Raw genomic sequence first — 19,514 nt, forward strand, 5'->3', positions numbered from 1 at the left:
TATATTTCCATGGTAAGATATTGCCGTTACATATTATTTTGGATACAGGGGGCAACTTATGGTTACATGGAACGGACTAAGGTCCAAAGGATTGAAAACACTGCTGGCAGTATCGCTGGCGTGGCCGCTGCAGATGGCGTTTGGCGGAGAAGAGATGACGGTTCACGCAGAAACTGCCAGTGATCCGGCACCATTTATCGCTGCCAAGGTCGTTAATGCCAATGCAGGCAAAAAAGTACTTTTTGACAATACACATGGTCAGACATCCGGCGCAGCGGATTGGGTAATTGACGGCGGATTCTCGGATTTTGCCAACGGACTGGCAAATGACGGGTATGATGTCAAAGAGCTGCGCAAGACCGTGTCATTTACATACAGCGATTTGAGTCCGTACGATGTATTTGTTATCGCTGAGCCGAATATTCCTTTTAAAACAAGTGAACAGGCTGCCATGGAGCAGTATGTGGAGAGCGGCGGCAGTATTTTCTTTATCGGCGATCATTATAATGCCGACCGTAACAAAAACCGCTGGGATGGCTCCGAATCGATCAATGGTTACCGCCGCGGAGCATGGGAAGATCCTGCCAAAGGCATGTCCGAAGCAGAACGCAATTCGGCAGCCATGAAGGATGTCGTCAGCTCGGATTGGCTGTCCGACAACTTTGGTATTCGTTTCCGCTATAATGCACTCGGTGATATCAATGCGACTAATGTAGTCGCTCCCGATCAGGCATTTGGTATTACAAAAGGGGTTAGCAGTGTAGCGATGCATGCAGGCTCCACGCTGGCGATTACCGATCCTGCCAAAGCCAAAGGGATTGTCTATCTGCCGGAAACCAAAGAAGCCTGGGGCAACGCAGTAGACCAGGGCGTCTACAATGGGGGTGGAGTAGCAGAAGGACCATATGTAGCTGTCTCCAAACTGGGACAGGGCAAAGCGGCATTTATCGGGGATTCTTCTCCGGTAGAAGATGCGACGCCGAAATATCTGCGTGAAGAGACAGGCACCAAGAAAACGACCTATGATGGCTTCAAGGAAGTAGATGATGCCAAGCTGCTGGTTAACACTGTAAACTGGCTGTCCACAGATGAGAATTATACCCGTCTGGATCAGGTGGAAGGTCTGGTACTGGATCAGCCAACACCACTGCTGGCCATCGAGACGCCGCAGACATCGACAGAGCCGCAGGCAGAACCATGGTCCGCACCGGCAGCCGGATATAACTGGTGGGATGCTTCGACTTTTAAACCAGGCTCCTATGGCAGTACGGTAAGCGTATCCAATCCGACTTACAGCTTTGTGCATCAGGCTCAGCTCCCTAACGCAGAAGAGTTCCAGCTGCGCATCGTAGCGGATGACCTGACGCCGAATAGTACCGTGACAGGCTTCAGTACCGGTATTTTTGTGACAGGTGGCAGCCAGGTTGCCCAGATCCAGAATGCAGATGGTACATGGCCTGCATCTTATGGATACAGCTCCACATACAGCCTGACTGCAGACAGCAAAGGCCATGCGATCAAAGACCTGACGATCCGCATCAAGCCGGGTACGACAGGTACAGCAAGCCTGCGTCTGCGTCAAAATGGCAGCAACCTGCTGACTACGCCGGTGAATATTGCCAATGTACCGGCGGAGCCGCTACCGGCAGATAATGGCGGAGTTCAGATTCCTACACTAACCGATATCAAGAATGCCCGTACTCAAGCGCCGGGAACCGTCGTAACGATAAAAGGTGTCGTAACGTCGACACCGGGATCATTTGGCGGACAGGCGTTCTATATGCAGGATGAGACAGGCGGAATCTATGTCTATCAGAATCAGAGCGGCTTCGCACCAGGGGACGTTGTTCAGATTACAGCTCCGACAACTGTCTATAATTCCGAGCTGGAACTGACCGATCTGATTGCGATCGAGAAAACAGGCACGACCTCGCTGCCTCAGCCTGCTGCTGCCGTGACTGTAGATGCCTACAATCAGGGACAGCTGGTTCAGCTGAAAAATGTAACGGTCAGCAATATTGTCAGTGCAACACCAGCTGGATCATTTGAATTTGATGTAACCAGTGACGTTTATACATCCAATGCAGTAAAAACACATGTACGTGTGGATGGACGTACCGGATTGACACAGGCGGATTTTCCTTATCAGACTGGCGATAAGGTGGATATCAGCGGTATCGCTGCTATTTTCAAAGATAGCTTCCAGTTGAAGCCAAGAAGTAGCGCAGACATTACGGCTGCTCAACCGACAGAGCCAACCGAACCGACTCCACCAGTCAAAGATCCACTGGCTACAGGCGTTCCGGGTACACCGGTATTGTCCGATAATAACGGCCAGGATACAGGGCTGCGTGACGGCGATTACCGTATTACCATGAATATGTGGTGGGGCAATAACGGATCGTCCTACAAGTTGTATGAAAATGACCAACTGATCGGTGAAGGCAAGCTGACTGATCAATCTCCGACTGCCCAGGTACTGACACAGGATATCCAGGGCAAAACAAACGGAACCTACACTTATGTACTTGAATTGACCAATAGCTACGGCACGACCAAGAGCCAGCCGCTAAAAGTCGAGGTCAAAGACGCCGCACCGGGCAAGCCGGTACTGTCGAACGATAATTGGGACGGTGACGGCAGCTACTCCATTACCATGAATATGTGGTGGGGAACCAACGCTTCCGAATATCGTCTGTATGAAAACGGTAAATTGATTGATACCCAATCACTGAAAGCAGCGACTCCACAGGCGCAAAATGCGATCAGTGCATTAACCAATCGTGCACCGGGAGAGTATGTATATACAGCCGAACTGGTGAATGCTGCCGGGGTTACCCGCAGCGAAGAAATGACAGTTCGCGTTATTCGTTAAATAAAGTAAAGACAACGAAAAGATAAAAACGTGATCCAACACAAAAAGCCCCGAATCCTATTGCCGCAGCTAGCTGCAGCAGGAGATTCGGGGGTTTTTTATAGATCACATATGAATAATCTTAATAGTATCGTATAGATGTGCAGAAATACATAATATCCGGGTAGATCCCAATATCAACAATAATCAATCTGTCGGTCAGGATAGTATAGATACCAGCAGCAGTACCCAGCCGGCCAGGAACAGCAGCCCGCCAAGCGGAGTAATCGCTCCGAGCTTGCGTATACCGCTCAGGCTGAGTGCGTACAAACTGCCGGAGAACAGAATGATACCGGCGAACAGACACCAGCCAGCAGCAACTGCAAGACTTTGTCCGTGCAGGAAATTCTGTGCCAGCGATCCAATAATCAGCATACCCAGACTATGGGCAATATGATATTGAATACCGGTTTCGTATATTTTCATCATATCCGGCGAGAGCTTGGCTTTGAGTGCGTGAGCGCCGAATGCTCCCAGCGCTACCGCAAGAAACATCATGATACTTCCGATTACAAGAATGGATTGCAAGATACGTTCCTCCGTCAATAAAATTTAAAAGATAGCAGATAGCAGATAGCAGATAGCAGATAGCAGATAGCAGATAGCAGATAGCAGATAGCAGATAGCAGATAGCAGATAGCAGATAGCAGATAGCAGATAGCAGATAGCAGATCCTATCCGAATATGGTTAAAGTTTGCGCAGGAAAATATTCTGGATGCTGTGATCCGCTTCTTTGCGCAGGATCAGCTGAGCCCGGCCTTTGGTCGGCAGGATATTTTCATGCAGATTTTTGGCATTAATAGTCTTCCAGGTATGCTGGGCGGCTTCTTCGGCTTCGTTTGCCGTCAGGTGGCCAAATCGATTATGGAAATAGGAATCTGGGTTCTGGAATACCGTCTGGCGCAGTAATTGAAAGCGCTCTACATACCAGCGGGCAATATTCGATTCATCTGCATCGATAAAGATGGAAAAGTCGAAAAAGTCGCTGACAAAGAGAGGCGACTGCTTTTTCACCTGCAGCACATTGATACCCTCGACAATCAGAATATCGGGGTTATTGATAATACTCTCTTCATCGGGAATTCTATCATAGGTCAAATGCGAGTATTTGGGTGCTCTCACATCAGGCTTGCCCGATTTGATATCTCCCATAAACTCCATCAGCCGCTTAATATCATAACTTTCCGGGAAACCTTTTCGGTTCATAATTCCTTTTTCTTCTAGATCTGCTTTGGGATACAGGAATCCATCGGTCGTTACCAGATCGACTCTGCGGTGAGTGTCCCAGCGGGACAGCAGGGTCTGCAGCAGGCGGGCTGTAGTACTTTTGCCAACGGCCACGCTGCCGGCGATCCCGATAATAAACGGGGTTTTGCGGGCTTTTTTCTTGAGAAAAGTAGTCGTGAGCTGGTGAAGCTGCTGAGAAGCGCCCACATACAAGTGGATAAGGTGGGTTAACGGTAAATAGACCTCTTCCACTTCCTGCAGAGAAACATGCTCATTCAATCCTCTCAGCTGTTCAAGTTCTCGTTCGGTTAATGGTAGTGGGGTATGATGATCTCTCAAGGAAGCCCATTCCTTGCGATCGAACTCGATGTATGGCGAATAACGTTTCATGTGCTCTCACTTTCTGACTTTTTTATTTCTAGTGTAACAAATTTGGCGCATAAAAACCTCATTTCTTCGTATAATGAGGTAAGCTCCTACAATTTGGGTAAAGAGTATTAGAAATTTCTCGCTAAATTATTTATGGTTAGTTACAAGTTTGCTAAAGATTTTAGGTATAAGCAGTGTTAATATAGATTACATACAAATTAGGACTATAGACTATATAACCAGATATAGAAAAGACAGATACATAACAGGCTGGTGTCTTTGCTTGTGATAGGGGAGGGATTATCTTGACCAAATCCGTTAATCGACATTTTGTTCCGGTTCGCAGCTATACTCATTTTAGCAATGATAAAAATATAAATAATCTCAATATAGATGATATGGACAGTTGTACAGCAGAGCAATTTGCCGAAATGCTGGATACACTGGAGCTTATGCCATATCGCAATACGAACGCAGCCGTTGCAGCTGTGCAAAAAGCGCTTATTCTGGTTGAAGCACTGGATGATGAACAATTAAGTCAGCGTACCCGTTTGATCCAGTCGGATGTTATGGCCCGGCAGGGTAAGGTAGCGGAAGCGGGACGCATTATGTTCCATATCCACCAATGGGCCGAAGAGCATGAACATGCGCATATTCTCGCGCGTAGCCATCGCCTGATTGCTGGGTTCTATCGGCGGATTGGAGATAATGAGAGTGCTCTTCAGCATGCGATAGCCGGACTCCGTGAACTGCCGGATACCGCTCCGCCTTCTACGCGTGCCGATCATCTGATGATGCTGGCGCTCACGCTGGATGAAGTAGGAGCCTACGATGATTCGGAGCGCCGGTTCCAGGAAGTATTGATGCTGGCTACCCTGATGGATGATACGCAGCTGCTGATGTTCGCACTGAATAATATGGCATATACCCGCTATGAAATGGGACAGGCCGAAGAATCTTATCAGCTCGTCCACAAATTGCGCGAACTGGCCAAACGGAAAAATGTAGAACTGGGTGCTTCACAGCTGGATACAATTGCCCAGGTCGAAATTCTGCTGGGTCATCCTGCCCAGGCAGAACAGACACTGGAGCCGGTTATTAACAATCCACTCAGCCGCAAGCTTGGCGATCTGATGGTGCTACCGGAATGTCTGCTTACTGCTGCCGAAGCGCAGCGGCTGCAGGGCAAACTGGCGCAAGCACAATCCACACTGGATGAAGCAAGGCATCTGTGCCATGAGCATGGTCTTCCCGGATTAATGGTACGTGCCATGCTCCAGCAATCCGAGCTGTACGCAGCAGCAGGAGACTATCGCAATGCTTACGAAGAGCACAAGCGCTACCATGAAGCAGGAGAGAAGCTTCGTTCGACGGAAAGGGAAGCGCGGGCGCGCATTATGCAGATTACGTTTGATGCGGAGGAGGCACGCCGGGATAGCGAGCTGTTCCGTGAGCTGGCTCTGCGCGATCCGCTGACCGGGCTGCATAATCGCAGGTATATCGAGCCTTATATCGATGAGCTGCTGGAGGACTCTTTTGCTCAAGGAAGATCGGTAACGGCTATTTTGATAGATCTGGATCATTTCAAAACCATTAATGATACACTGTCTCATCAGGTAGGGGATACGGTGCTGGTGCATCTGGCGAAAATCCTGACATTGACCGTACCGCCTTCATCGGCGCTCGCCCGTATCGGTGGTGAGGAATTTCTGGCGATTCTGCCGGATACGGATGCTGCCCAGGGGATGAAGCAGGCCAATCGTCTACGTCAGGCTATTCATTCGGCAGATTGGAGTCCGATTACCGGGAGTCTGCCGGTGACAGCTAGCCTGGGCGTGAGTACGATGGCAGGTATCGCTATAGACCGGACAGAGCTGCTGGCGATCGCGGATCACCGTCTGTATGAAGCCAAGCATTCCGGCCGCAACCGTGTCGTGGGTGATTCCCTCTAAAGTAAGAGATTGGCTGGCAATTTGGGCCCGAAAAGCGGATAATAGTATATTGAACCTCTACTATTTCCAAGAAGGAGGCATATCTATGTCTGATCATTATTCATCATCTCAGGGGGCTGCTCCTGATCATATAACACTATCGGTGCTGGATCTGGCACCGATCAACGCGGGTGCGACTGCATCCGATGCGCTGCGCAACAGTCTGGATCTCGCCCAGCATGCCGAGAAGTGGGGATACAATCGTTACTGGGTAGCCGAGCATCACAATATGCCGGGAATCGCCAGCTCTGCCACATCGGTCGTAATCGGCTATCTGGCAGGAGGAACTTCTACGATTCGCGTAGGCTCCGGCGGCATTATGCTGCCCAATCATGCGCCGCTCGTAATTGCCGAGCAATTTGGAACACTGGAATCCCTGTATCCCGGACGAATTGATCTGGGCTTGGGACGTGCTCCAGGCAGCGATCGTCGCACGACACAGGCGCTGCGCCGTGATATTAACAGCGGAGAGGATTTCCCAGAATTGCTGGACGAGCTTACCCGGTTCTTTGATGCTTCTTCAACGTCATATCATGCACCGGTACGCGCCGTACCGGGAGAAGGATTATCGATCCCGATCTGGCTGTTGGGATCCAGTGATTTCAGTGCCCGTCTGGCTGCGCAAAAAGGCTTGCCGTTTGCGTTTGCAGGACATTTCTCGCCGGATTATACACAGCGTGCACTGCGTATCTATCGGGAGTATTTTACGCCGTCCGATGTGTTAAAAGAACCGTATGCCATGCTTGGCGTAAATGCAATTGCTGCAGATACAGATGAAGAAGCAGAATGGCTCAGCACCACGATGCAGCAGCAGTTCCTTAATATTATCCGTGGACGTACCGGCCAGATTCAGCCGCCTGCGGATATGAGGGGCAAATGGTCGGAATACGAGCAGGCCGCGGTCGAGAAGCAGCTGCGTTCCACGATCAAAGGTGGACCAGAGACGATCAAAAAAGGTCTGGAGCAGTATGTAGCAGACACTGGAGTCAATGAGCTGATTATTACAAGTATGATCTACGATCATCAGGCTCGTCTGCGTTCGTATGAGATTATTAGTGAAGCAGCAGGAATCCGCAAATCGGTGCAGTCCCTTTAATTAATACAAAGCAGGCTGCCGATCAATAAAAGTTTTGAGACAGCGGTATATCAATAACCAATCCAAACCATTAAAAATAGCATATCAATGAATTACCAAAAACCGGCATTGCGCATTACAGGCAATGCCGGTTTTTTTTGGTCTGTATCTTCGAATCTCTGTCTTTCAGTCAGCATCTTCACGTCAGTATCTCAGACTCTATATCCTTGGTACCATCTTCTCGATATGACTTCTTCGGTACAATTTATCTATCCTTTACTCCAGTCTCAGACGAACAGCGGCGCGTTGAATATCTGTAAGACAGATTGATATAATAGGGGTTCATGTCGTATAGGTGCGGGTATAAGTCCCCATAACTGTCAAACTGTCAAATATTTTGCTACACCTGCAAGTTGTATACAAATTCCCTCTCCAGCATCGTACAAAAAAAGACCGCTTCGATCAGGGTCCTCTTTGTGAAGGGAGTGTAGAGTGTGACCAAGAGGGACGCTTATTTTGATAACGTCAAATTCCTGCTGATTCTGCTGGTCGTGATCGGTCATCTGATTGAGCCGTTATATGATGATCCGTTGCTGCGACCGCTGTATTTATTCATTTATTCTTTTCATATTCCAATGTTTGTTCTGGTGTCCGGCTATTTTGCCAAAAATATCGGTACCGGTGATTATCTGAACAAGGTGATCAGCAGGCTGGTGATTCCGTATCTGGTATTTGAGACATTGTATTCCTTATTCGATTACTGGATCTATGATCGGCCAGAGTTGGTATTTTCCTATTTCACCCCGTATTGGTTGATGTGGTTTTTCTTTAGCATGATTTTGTGGAAAGTGGCAATGCCGTATATTATTCGCATCCGGTATGCACTGCCGATTGTAGTAGCTGTAGCTTTACTGGCCGGCTATGCCAATGATGCTCAATATTATGCCAGTGTCTCACGGACAATCGTCTTTTTCCCTTTTTTCCTGCTGGGTTACTATCTGGATAAGTCGATGATCAGCAGGCTGCATACCCGAGGGATGCGGATTGTATCAACGGCTGTACTGGGAGCAGCCTTTGTCATGATCGTTCTGTATTCGCAGCTGTATCGCAAGGAATGGTTCTATGGCAGCTTCTCGTATGAAACGCTTGGACACAATGAGTGGAGTGCAGGTATATACCGCATCGGTGTGTATGCGCTCGCGGTACTGATTGGCGGTGCTGTACTGAGTCTTGTGCCGCGACGCAGTATTCCATGGGTGTCGGGAATGGGTATGAATACACTGTATACGTATCTGCTGCATGGGTTTATTGTGATGGCACTGACCGCAGGCGGATTGTATGAAGTGCTGGATTCTGCCGCCAGCAAGCTGCTGCTGATTGTGATCGGGATAGCGATTACGGTGATTCTGTCGCTGGGCAGTATTCGCACATGGCTGCGCTGGCTGATCGAACCGCGTGCGCGCCGGATTTTCAAGCGCCACCCTGGACGTTCCAGCCGGGAAGGGCAGACAGAACACGGGTAAAATAGTATGGCAAGTATGATAGGCGTTCGTATGGATGTCTACTACAAGCTGCATACTGATTGATTACTGAGACATGGTTTTACTGATCGCTGCATTCACTGATCTAAAAATTGAACAAGCAAATCTGTATTTGTTTCATTTAATTTGAATCCGGTAATACGTTATAATCAGAAAGGCAATCATCATACACACAGGAGGAACAACAGTCATGCAAAATTTGCAATCTACGGTTCAGTTATCGAATGGTGTTCAGATGCCATGGTTTGGACTGGGCGTCTACAAGGTGGAAAATGGTGATGAAGTCGTAAGCTCGGTCAAATGGGCGATTGAAGCGGGCTATCGCAGTATTGATACGGCGGCACTTTATCAGAATGAAGATGGAGTAGGCCAGGCGATCCGCGAATCCGGCGTACCGCGTGAAGAACTGTTTGTGACAACCAAAGTATGGAATTCGGATCAGGGTTATGAGAGCACGCTGCAGGCTTTTGAACAGAGTCTGACCAAGCTGGGTCTTGAATATGTAGACCTGTATCTGGTGCACTGGCCAGTCAAAGGCAAATATAAAGATACATGGAGAGCACTGGAGAAACTGCACGAGGACGGCAAGGTTCGTGCGATCGGCGTATCCAATTTCCAGATTCATCATCTGGAAGATCTGCTTGCTGATGCAAAAGTACGTCCTGTCGTGAATCAGGTGGAGCTGCATCCATTGCTGAGTCAGGTTGAACTGCGCAATTACTGCAAAGAGCAGGGGGTTCAGATCGAAGCATGGGCGCCTCTGGCTCAGGGAAGGCTGCTGGATAATGAAGTTCTGCAGAGCATTGGCGAAAAATATGGCAAATCGATCGCACAGGTGCTGCTGCGTTGGGATCTGCAAAGCGGTATCGTAACGATTCCCAAGTCCATTAAGCAGGAGCGGATTGTGCAAAATGCCGATATTTTTGATTTTGAATTATCTGCCGAAGATATGAAGCAAATCGATGATCTGAATCAGAACCAGCGCTTCGGAGCTGATCCGGATAATTTTGATTTCTAAATCAGCTAATGATAGGGAGGATAAGCTACCTCTTGTCAGATATGCAATCGCAAAAAAAGACCGTACACTCTGTGTGTAACGGTCTTTTTTTATGAAATTATCAAGCGTAACAAGCAGCATTTGTGTGTAACGGTCTTTTTTTATGAAATTATCAAGCTTAACAAGCAGCATTGAATAATGATATTTTTTTAAATTTTGAATTGATTGACTACGGTCTCCAGAGAAGTAGACATTTCTTTGAGTTGTTCGGTAGTTGCTGTCATCTGCATGAGAGAAGTAGTCTGTGCTTCTGTCATCGAAGAGACTTCCTCGGTAAAGGCAGCCGTTTCTTCGGTAATTCGCGTGATCTCCTGCAGAGCCGAACCGACAGACTGGGTACCTTTGGACATTTGTTCAACCGAAGCGGCTACATCGGTAATCTGTGCATTTAGCGAGTCAATCTGGGCCACGATGGTACCAAAAGTATCACCGGCTTCGTTAAGGGAGGATACCCCTTCCTCCACATTGCTGGCACTGTCGGTCACCAGCTGTACAATACCCTGAATACCCGTGGTCATTGAAGTGATAATAGTACTGATTTCTTTGGTGGAACGGGAAGATTGATCAGCCAGTTTACGAATCTCGTCAGCCACGACGCTGAATCCCAGACCATGTTCTCCAGCTCTCGCTGCTTCAATTGCAGCATTAAGTGCCAGCAGGTTGGTCTGATTGGATGTCTCGGAAATATAGCCTGTGATAGACAGAATTTCACGTGAACGATCTGCCAATTCCCGTACACTGCTCTGAATTTCTTTGAAAGCATGTGCCATGCCTTCTACGCTGCTTACACTGCGATGGATTTTATCTTCACCGACAGAAGCGAGGTCTTTGGTCGTTTTGGCAAGACCGGCTACTTCATGGGTCGTACCGGCGACAACATCGAGACCGGCGATAGATTGCTCCATGACAGCAGAGATATCTTCTGTACGAGACACCTGATTCTCGGCACCCTCGGATACTCGCTGAATCGATTGAGCAACTTCGGCGGCAGAGCGTGAATTTTCAAAAGCTCCTTTTTCCAGCTGAACGGATGCTTCAGCAAGCTGCAGAGTATTTGTTTTAATTTCACCGATAATCTGCTGAAGGCTGCTAAGAAGTGCATTGGTTGCTTCTCCCAGGTCTTTCATTTCATCATTGCTTTTTACTTCAATCCGGCGTGTCAGATCACCGCCAGAGGAAGCAATATCATCAATTGTCGCAGTAACAGCTTTGACGTTTTTGCTGATTCTGCGAGAGATGAATGTACCGATTATAATAGACAGCAGAGTAACAGCAGCGAGCAGGGAATAAAGCAGGATCTTCAGATTGATGTTACTGGAGTGAATACCTTCTACACGCTTGATCGTTAACTGTGTCTCTGTATCAAGGAATGTATTTAATTGTTGGCGGAAAGCATCCATATCAGTTTTGCCTGGGTCCGTGACAAAAAACTGGTTCAAGGCAGCTGTGTTATTCGCACGCTTGAGCTCGATAACCGGCTCTCCTGCAACATTTATCCAATTTTCGATCCGGGCTTTGATAGCATTCAGGTTTTTCTGCTGCGTTGGATTGTCTGCGAGCAGCGGATACAATGCATTATAGTTTTGTACCCATTTGGTTTTACCATCATTATATGGAGCGAGATATCCATCTTCGCCTGTAATCACAAAGCCGCGCTGTCCTGTTTCCATATCCACGACATTAAGCTTCATCTGATTGGCCAGATCATGAACCTGCATATCGTGACTTGCAACAAAATTCATGCTTTTCTCCAGAGAATTAATCCGGGAATGCACAATTACGATTGTTGCCGCAAAAAAAAGTACTATAATAATATAGCCCAAAAGGATTTTATTCATAATGTTCATTTTCAAATTCATCGTCCACCTTTGTTTATAAGATTAGATAATATGGGCATTATAAACATAATATCGGACTCCTTTTTTAGAATATATATCATCCTTTAGAACTAATTTACATATTTACGCAAAAGAATACAAGTTACATAGCGTGTAGGATCTGTAAAATTTTCAAATTTATCCATAAAAATCTCCTTTTGTCGTTTGTTTGGTATTCCTATACTGGAGTCAGAAAGTAGACGATGCCGGCAGCTTTTGATTTATCCGGTATAAAGGAGTGATTGTTCTGGAAGAGAATCGGTTACAGTTTCTGGTCTTTTGGTCTATTAATGATAGTCTGAATGCTAACCGGCTGATTCGTCAGCTGGATGAATTGCAGCAATCCGGTATTGAAGGCGTTGTATTTCACCCGCGTTATTATCCGGATCAGCCAGCCTATATGAGTCAGGTGTATCTGGATATTCTGTCAGAGGTCATCCTGCATGCCCGCTCGATAGGGATGGAGTTCTGGATATATGATGAGAATGGATGGCCTTCCGGGACGGCCGGTGGTCAAGTGATTGCCCGGCATCCGCAGTTAACCTGCGAGTGGTTGGAGTACAAAACAGATACAAGTAGACATCATGTAGAAGTACATGCCCGGTCCGCGGTGTCTTCACTGGATCGGGAAGCAACAGATACTTTTATCGCAATTACCCATGAAGGGTATCGTACAGGATTGCAGCCGGAGGCGTTTGAATATGTAACCGGATTTTTTACAGATGAGGTTGGTTTTCTGGATGGCCACAGCGTTTCTGTGGAAAAAGGAGCGGTACCATGGCATCGAGAGCTGCCGGAGCGTTATATGCAGCGTTATGGAGAAGCATTGGAGCCTTTGCTGCCGCTGTTATTTATAGACAAGGAAAACACGGAATCTGAAGCGCTGACTTCGGAAGGAGCGGGATATGGGGTAGACAGGAGCGTTGCTACCAAGCGGACATCTCCAGAAAGACAGGACATTCCTAGCAGGCTTTATTCCTATACGTATGGTGCTGCTCCAGGCAGTAAAGAACAGAATGGTCTAAGTGAAAAGGTGCAGCAGCTGCGCATTCGCTACTGGGAATTGCTGACTGATGCACTGGTCGAAGGATACTACCGTCCGATTGCCGAATGGTGCGATCGTCACGGCAAGCTGTTTACCGGCCACTTGAAAGGCGAAGAAAATCCCTTTTTTCAACTCGTACACAGCGGTTCCTGCTTCAGTGTATTGCAGGGTCTTACCTTGCCGGGAATCGATGCTCTGGAACGTTATCCCGGTAATGATTTCTATCCACGGATGGTACATTCAATCGCTGTCCAACAAGGAAGAAGCGGATGTCTGGCTGAAGCGCATGGCGGCAGCGGCTGGGGAGTAACACCAGAGACATTTTCCCGGTACATCCTCTGGCTGGCCGGACATGGAGTGCGCCAGTTCGTTCTGCATCTCAGTCAATATGAATTGAGCTCACAGGCTGTACATGACTGGCCGCCTTCGATGCCACTGCACCTCAGCTGGCATAAGGTTTTTCCGCAGGTGCTGCAATCGATTCGCGAACAGACCAGGTACTTGCCTGATCTGCGCAGTAAAGAGCCTGAACTGCTCATTGTTACACCTACGCGTGGAGTAATGGCTTCTTTTCATCCGGCAGACGCGATGGTAATTAACGTACACGATGGTGCCGGAGTACCGGATACACCAGCAGGCAGGATCAGCAATACCTTTATGCAGCTGGTAGAATATTGTCATCAAGCAGGCATTCATTATGAGTTTACCGAGGAACGTGTTTTGGAAGAAACCGGCATGCTCGAAAATGGCAGCGTACGTATCGGAGAGCGCCGATATTCCAGGGTAATGCCAGCAGAAGGATGTGTGTGGCAGTCATCAGGGAACGGTGATGAGCCTACAATGATAGAACGCATGATTGCAGCTGGTGTGGAATTGATCAATCCTGCTCATCTGCCTGCCGATCTGGATCAAAGAAACAGCAGTCATACAGCACATGCTTCCATTCCCATTGCAGCGGATGGGGCGGATAAAAAACGTGCTGATAATGTCCGGCTGGATGCACGTGTTCCCGAACAGTCATTATGGAGCATGAGCCTGCCTGCTTCCAATAATTATACGATCTACTGGGAAGACAAAGGCGAGGGATGGTGGAGTATCGATATACCGATAGATCATGATTCAATAACTGATCAGCCTGCCGATATCCAACTGGTATTACTGGATCAGCCGCTGGCTGTTAGGATCAATGATCAGGATATTAATGTGGAGCTTACAGAGGGAAGCCCACTATCGCAGCCGCCTTTTCGTTACAGTATTCCGGCACAGCTGGTTGAGAAGCAAAATCATCTGCATATCACCATACAAACAAAAGTTGCTGCAGAGCCAGATCCGGTCGCGTTTTTGGAAGGGAATTTTTTGGTATACAGTGATTCGCCGTATCGGGATAAAGATAAGAGACAATGTTATACTTCGGGGCCTCTGCGCCTTGTTGGAATGCCGAATCCTCAGTCAGGGCAAGCGTTAATGCTGAATCCGCAATCGATTGTTCAATCAGGGTATCCTTTTTATACAGAGCCTGTTGAGATGACGACTACAGTGTCTATCGATGCAGACCGTCTGGATATAGCAACAGAGGAACTATATGTGCAGCTGACCGATGTGGATGCAGATACTGCCTGTATACGAATTAATGGTGAACTGGCAGGCTGGTGCTGGGCACCGGATTGGCAGGTTCCTCTGCCTATGCAGGCTATCAGGCAATCGCAAAAAGAAGATCGAAATCCGGCGGAAAAGCCTGGGACTTATGCCAATGATCCCAAGCAGCTCCGGCTCCAAATAGCCGTTGAGCTCATTCCCAGCACATATAACCGTTATGGTCCGCATCTGCATATCGATGGTGATCGTCATCTCGTCAGTCCGGATCAGTACAAAGGCATCCGGAATTTTGCGGATGATCCGGATGCTCCGGTGTGTACCCGTGGAGAAAATTATCATTTTGTAAATTGCGGGATACGTGGAGAAATCAGGCTGCTGACCAAAGTACCTTCCGAAGTGGAGATCAAACTGGCATAACGCCCAATCGGCTTGACATTCAAAATGCAATAGGGCACATTTGTGAGCAGTGAGCAGTGAGCAGTGAGCAGTGAGCAGTGAGCAGTGAGCAGTGAGCAGTGAGCAGTGAGCAGTGAGGCAGACCTTGGGGTCTGCCTTTTGTCTTGATCTTCTTGGACAGATATGATTAACTGCTTCATACATACCTAATTGTATTTCACTACCTGAAAAATAAAAAATAGTGAATTGGAGGAGTTAACTATGAGCGAAATAAATATCCAGAACGTCCCGACGGATGATCCGCTGTATCAACAATCACTTGAACTGAGAGACCGTGTGCTCCGTCAGCCGCTCGGCATGAGCCTATGGAACGAGAATCTAGAAGGGGAAGCGTATGCGACTCATATTATTGCTCTGTACGATAATAAGGTAGTAGGTGTTCTGCTGCTAAAACCGATTGATTCGCGTACACTGCAAATGAAGCAGGTCGCTGTCGATCCGGCACTGCGCGGTCAGAATATAGGACGCAAGCTGGTTCACTATGCCGAGCATACCGCTCGCGAAGAAGGATACTGTGATATTATGCTGCATGCCCGGCAGGTAGCGATCCCCTTTTATGAGAAGCTGGCGTATCAGATCACAGGAGAACCTTTTACCGAGATTGGTATTCCGCATCGTATAATGGTAAAGAGTCTGATAGAACAGGAGAATATCTGATACCTGTCCACATCGCTTTACACCAGGGAACGATAGCTCCAATAACTAACCTACACAATCCGTATTTGGAAAGGAAACGATATGATGAATACACTATATTACGAGTCGGCCTATACAACCAGCTGGGATACAGTCATTACCGAAGCCTATGAGCACCAGGGGCGGTATTATATCTGTCTCGCAGAGACGGCTTTTTATCCTGAAGGAGGGGGACAGCCGAGCGACACTGGCATGATTGGCAACGTACGCGTGCTTGACGTGCAGCGACGGGAGCAGCAGATTGTTCACCAGATCGAGCAGTTGGGCGGATTGGAGATAGGTAGTGCAATACATTGCCAAATCGACTGGCAGCGCCGATTCGATCATATGCAGCAGCATACAGGACAGCATCTGCTATCAGCTATTTGCCTGCAAGAGTGGAGTGCGCCTACTCTCAGCTTTCATATGGGCGAAGATTATGCCACGATTGATATTGATCGCTCCTCGTTCTCTACTATGGAAATGATGGAGCTGGAGCAGAAGGTCAATGCGTATATTTATCAAAATCTGCCGGTACATAGCTATTTTGTTAATGAAGAAGAGCTGTCCCGGCTCACACTGGTGAAGATGCCCAAGGTAACAGAGCATATCCGTATTGTCGAAATTGAAGGAGTAGAACATAATGCCTGCGGTGGTACTCATGTGGCGCGTACCGGTGAACTGGGAATCCTCAAACTTTATCGTGCCGAGAAGCAAAAAGGGCATGTACGTCTATTTTTCAAATATGGTTATCGTGCGCTCGCGGATTACCAGGAAGCACTTGCTACCCTTGATGTATTCACCAGCCGTTTTAATACAGGACGCAAGGATGTCGTGGAGCGTTTCCACAAATGGGAAGAAGAGCAGCAGGGACTCAAAGCAGAGATCGAACAGCTGCGTCGCGAAAATAGCCGGTATTTGGCAGAGCAGCTAATCAGAGAGGCAGAAGCAGCCCATTCATCGGTACTGACGTATATATTTGACAATAAATCTTTGCAGGATCTACAGCGTATTGCGAGTGAGCTGCTGATAGGACAGCAGCACAATGTATTGCTGGCTACCAAACAGGATCGCAAAATTCTGCTTGCACGTCATGAACAGAGCGAACTGCGTTGCGGAGCTTTTTTCAAAGAACATCTGGCTTCTTTTGACGGAAAAGGCGGCGGTAATGATCAGTCTGCACAGGGCGGATTTACGAATGAAGAAGACTTGCTGAGGTTTTATGAATATGCGTCTGTTCAGCTTTCCCAATAATGAGCCGAATTATAATCATGCTACCTTATGTTATTATGCTCCATGATAGGCGGTGTCGTTAGCATAATGGAAAGGGGAGAGTGAGATGAAGCATCCACCACTTGGCCTTGCCCGTAACGAAGTACGTCTCGTTCCACATCATCCTGGCTGGGTAGAGGAATTCCAGCGAATGCGGCAGAAGATCCATAACGCTATTCCACAGCTGCAGGAGCAGTTGATCCAGCATATTGGCAGCACAGCTATTCAGGACATTCAGGCCAAGCCGGTTCTGGATATTGCGATAGGGGTGACACAGCTGGAGACGGAAGCAAGTGAGTATGAAGATTCACTGCGCAGTATCGGATTTTATCGATTGAAGGTAGAGCGTCCGGACGAGATTGTGTTTGCCCGCTTTCGTGATTCTTCCTTTGAGATCAAAACGCATTTTATTCATATGCTTCCGTATGATAGCGAACACTGGAAAGATATGCTGTTTTTCAGGGATTATATGAATACCCATGCAGCTGCCCGTCAAGAATATGAGGCTGTTAAGAAATCATTTACTGGACAGAATGCGGAAGGCATTCAGGAGTACACGGCTCATAAAGAAGCTTATATCCAGCATATATTTCAGTTGAGAAACGCAGAGTAATAACAGGTCAGCGTGCTTAAAAGGCAAGGTTCAAAAGACACGTTTCAGTCGAATGATCTGTAGCAAGTATCGGGATATCTCTATATTAGGTTCAGAAAAGCGTTTATTCAAAAAACAAATAATAAACAGCACTATCGGCCTAAATACAAATACCAAATGTATAGTAGCCCAGCAAAATGTACAGGTAGTTCGGCATCAAGTCAGGCTGCCTGTACGAAATGATAGTGACTCTGCAGCTTATTTATTCTATAATTTAACAGTAAATACATAAAAGAGAAATGAGGATGAAATGAATGAAAGCTATTTTCCAAAAGGTGGCTGGGCTTCTGCTAATGGCCTGCTTGGGGTTATCACTCCTGCCATTTACTACCCATGCAAGCCCGGCCACACCAGAACAATTGCAGAAAATCGTCGAAGCTACCGCATCCGTGCAGGTCACCTGTCTACCGGTTAAACATGCTTTCCCATGTATAGCCCGTACTTATACAGACGCGACCATCATAGAAATATTCCAGCAGGCTATCGTTAGAAGTACAGATCTGGAAGGACAGCTGAATTATAAGGCAGAATATGAAATTACGGTCCACAAAAAGGATGGAAGCAAAGAGAAATATATGCTCGCACTCGGTAACGAGAAAGGTACATCTGCCTTGATCGTATCGAACAAAAACGGCCAATCTCACGGCTATGAGACAACAGTGGAATATGCAGATATTCTGCGAAATTTTTTTACTCCCAAATCAGAACTGACTTTTACTGGTGACCAGCTTGTAGTCAAGCATGGTTCCACTCCATTGGATCTTCAGTATGAAGGAAGCACATGGACAGGAATCTGGTCTGATGGTAACGAAGGAGTCGTAGCAGGTATCGGATTCGACCCGCAGACCATCAATGCAGCAATGAAAAAAGCTGCCCCGAAGCTGCCCAAGTCGTCTGTGTTGTCGATTACGACAGCCGGCAAGCCGACCAAAGTAACACTGTCTCTGAAAAAAGGTCAGAACTATGCAAAACGCGAAATAACCAACGGCCAATATAAACTGCCTGCCCAGCCCGGATACTACATCTATAACGTAAGCGCGCAATGGGACAAAGACCACGAAGTTAATTATGAATTTAGCGTTTATGTAAAATAAGCAGTACTACAGATATCTCATTACTAATAGCTTGATAATAAAATAGATTGAAACAAAAGCACTTCGTATCGCTTTGCAGGAAAACCCAACGTGGGTATCTTACAAACCGATAGAAGTGCTTTTTATTATGGGTTGATGATTACTAAAAGAAAAAAGATCTTTAATTTATATAAATAACACTTTTAAAAGTTGTTTATAAATAATGCAATTAATCGCACTACGTCTAGCATAGACAACAAAATTTGATGATATACATAAGAGATTTTAAGAAAAAATTAAAAAAATAACTTTAATAAGTGATGATTTGGAAGAGGATCTAAAATCCAATAAATTTTAAAATTCCAACCATCCTATTTATTTAAATGATAATTTCAACACATGAAAAATTCACAATAATAAAAAAAAACTACTTAGACACCACGCAACAAAGCAACATTCATCGCACTATATCAACAAAGAAAGAAAAAAGAGGATACTTAACCATATCTGAGCCTCAGAAGCAACAAAAACCGAAAAAAACTCATATCCATCTATTTTATCCGTATATATGTACAATAAAGCCTCATCTGATCTCAATCATCAGCAGAACTGATAAGACCTATAAGGCATTCTAATTGACCCATTTCTTGCACTATGATAAGTTCAAAGAAGTAAAATTAATCTGAGCACTAT

At 46.8% G+C, this 19,514-nt stretch carries 13 protein-coding genes; 10 read left to right on the forward strand and 3 right to left on the reverse strand.

Annotation, left to right across the window (positions count from 1 at the left end):
* Positions 1-58 precede the first annotated feature (58 nt).
* Positions 59-2,875: a chitinase N-terminal domain-containing protein gene (locus AR543_RS13730; RefSeq protein WP_060535049.1), complete on the forward strand. Its 2,817-nt coding sequence runs from the start codon at positions 59-61 to the stop codon at positions 2,873-2,875.
* A gap of 198 nt (positions 2,876-3,073) precedes the next feature.
* Here the strand turns inward: AR543_RS13730 and AR543_RS13735 are convergent, their stop codons facing one another.
* Together AR543_RS13735 and coaA are read right to left on the reverse strand one after the other, a co-directional pair.
* Positions 3,074-3,442 carry a DUF423 domain-containing protein gene (locus tag AR543_RS13735; protein ID WP_060535050.1) on the reverse strand — a complete coding sequence of 123 codons (369 nt, stop codon included), beginning with the start codon at positions 3,440-3,442 and terminating at the stop codon, positions 3,074-3,076.
* Between the two features lie 160 nt (positions 3,443-3,602).
* Positions 3,603-4,532 carry a type I pantothenate kinase gene (gene coaA, locus AR543_RS13740; protein ID WP_060535051.1) on the reverse strand — a complete coding sequence of 310 codons (930 nt, stop codon included), beginning with the start codon at positions 4,530-4,532 and terminating at the stop codon, positions 3,603-3,605.
* A 284-nt stretch (positions 4,533-4,816) separates the two neighbouring features.
* On the opposite strand from coaA, the gene AR543_RS13745 reads away from it, so the two are divergent.
* The 4 genes from AR543_RS13745 to AR543_RS13760 all read left to right on the forward strand — a co-directional run bounded on the left by AR543_RS13745 (position 4,817) and on the right by AR543_RS13760 (position 10,136).
* Positions 4,817-6,463 (forward strand): tetratricopeptide repeat-containing diguanylate cyclase, encoded by a 1,647-nt coding sequence (locus AR543_RS13745; RefSeq protein ID WP_060535052.1) that lies wholly within the window; start codon positions 4,817-4,819, stop codon positions 6,461-6,463.
* An 85-nt stretch (positions 6,464-6,548) separates the two neighbouring features.
* Positions 6,549-7,598, forward strand: a complete 1,050-nt coding sequence (locus AR543_RS13750; RefSeq protein WP_060535053.1) for an LLM class flavin-dependent oxidoreductase — start codon at positions 6,549-6,551, stop codon at positions 7,596-7,598.
* Positions 7,599-8,071: 473 nt separating this feature from the next.
* Positions 8,072-9,100: an acyltransferase family protein gene (locus AR543_RS13755; protein ID WP_060535054.1), complete on the forward strand. Its 1,029-nt coding sequence runs from the start codon at positions 8,072-8,074 to the stop codon at positions 9,098-9,100.
* Positions 9,101-9,308: 208 nt separating this feature from the next.
* Positions 9,309-10,136: an aldo/keto reductase gene (locus AR543_RS13760; RefSeq protein ID WP_060535055.1), complete on the forward strand. Its 828-nt coding sequence runs from the start codon at positions 9,309-9,311 to the stop codon at positions 10,134-10,136.
* A gap of 188 nt (positions 10,137-10,324) precedes the next feature.
* Here AR543_RS13760 and AR543_RS13765 read toward each other — a convergent pair whose 3' ends face one another.
* Positions 10,325-11,917: a methyl-accepting chemotaxis protein gene (locus AR543_RS13765; protein WP_158523971.1), complete on the reverse strand. Its 1,593-nt coding sequence runs from the start codon at positions 11,915-11,917 to the stop codon at positions 10,325-10,327.
* Positions 11,918-12,290: 373 nt separating this feature from the next.
* Here AR543_RS13765 and AR543_RS13770 point away from each other — a divergent pair, with 373 nt between their 5' ends.
* The 5 genes from AR543_RS13770 to AR543_RS13790 all read left to right on the forward strand — a co-directional run bounded on the left by AR543_RS13770 (position 12,291) and on the right by AR543_RS13790 (position 18,842).
* Complete coding sequence (locus AR543_RS13770; protein ID WP_060535057.1) at positions 12,291-15,110, forward strand: hypothetical protein; 2,820 nt, start codon at positions 12,291-12,293, stop codon at positions 15,108-15,110.
* A gap of 240 nt (positions 15,111-15,350) precedes the next feature.
* A complete protein-coding gene (locus tag AR543_RS13775) occupies positions 15,351-15,806 on the forward strand; it encodes a GNAT family N-acetyltransferase (protein ID WP_060535058.1) in 456 nt (151 codons plus the stop codon).
* An 81-nt stretch (positions 15,807-15,887) separates the two neighbouring features.
* Entirely contained in the window at positions 15,888-17,078 is a 1,191-nt protein-coding gene (locus tag AR543_RS13780) for an alanyl-tRNA editing protein (RefSeq protein ID WP_060535059.1), read from the forward strand.
* Between the two features lie 85 nt (positions 17,079-17,163).
* The gene (locus tag AR543_RS13785; protein ID WP_060535060.1) at positions 17,164-17,709 is read left to right on the forward strand and encodes a GrpB family protein; all 546 of its coding nucleotides are present in this window, start codon (positions 17,164-17,166) and stop codon (positions 17,707-17,709) included.
* Positions 17,710-18,002: 293 nt separating this feature from the next.
* Positions 18,003-18,842 carry a hypothetical protein gene (locus tag AR543_RS13790; RefSeq protein WP_060535061.1) on the forward strand — a complete coding sequence of 280 codons (840 nt, stop codon included), beginning with the start codon at positions 18,003-18,005 and terminating at the stop codon, positions 18,840-18,842.
* Positions 18,843-19,514: the final 672 nt, after the last annotated feature.

The organism is Paenibacillus bovis, assembly GCF_001421015.2.
GTDB classification, from domain to species: Bacteria; Bacillota; Bacilli; order Paenibacillales; family Paenibacillaceae; genus Saccharibacillus; species Saccharibacillus bovis.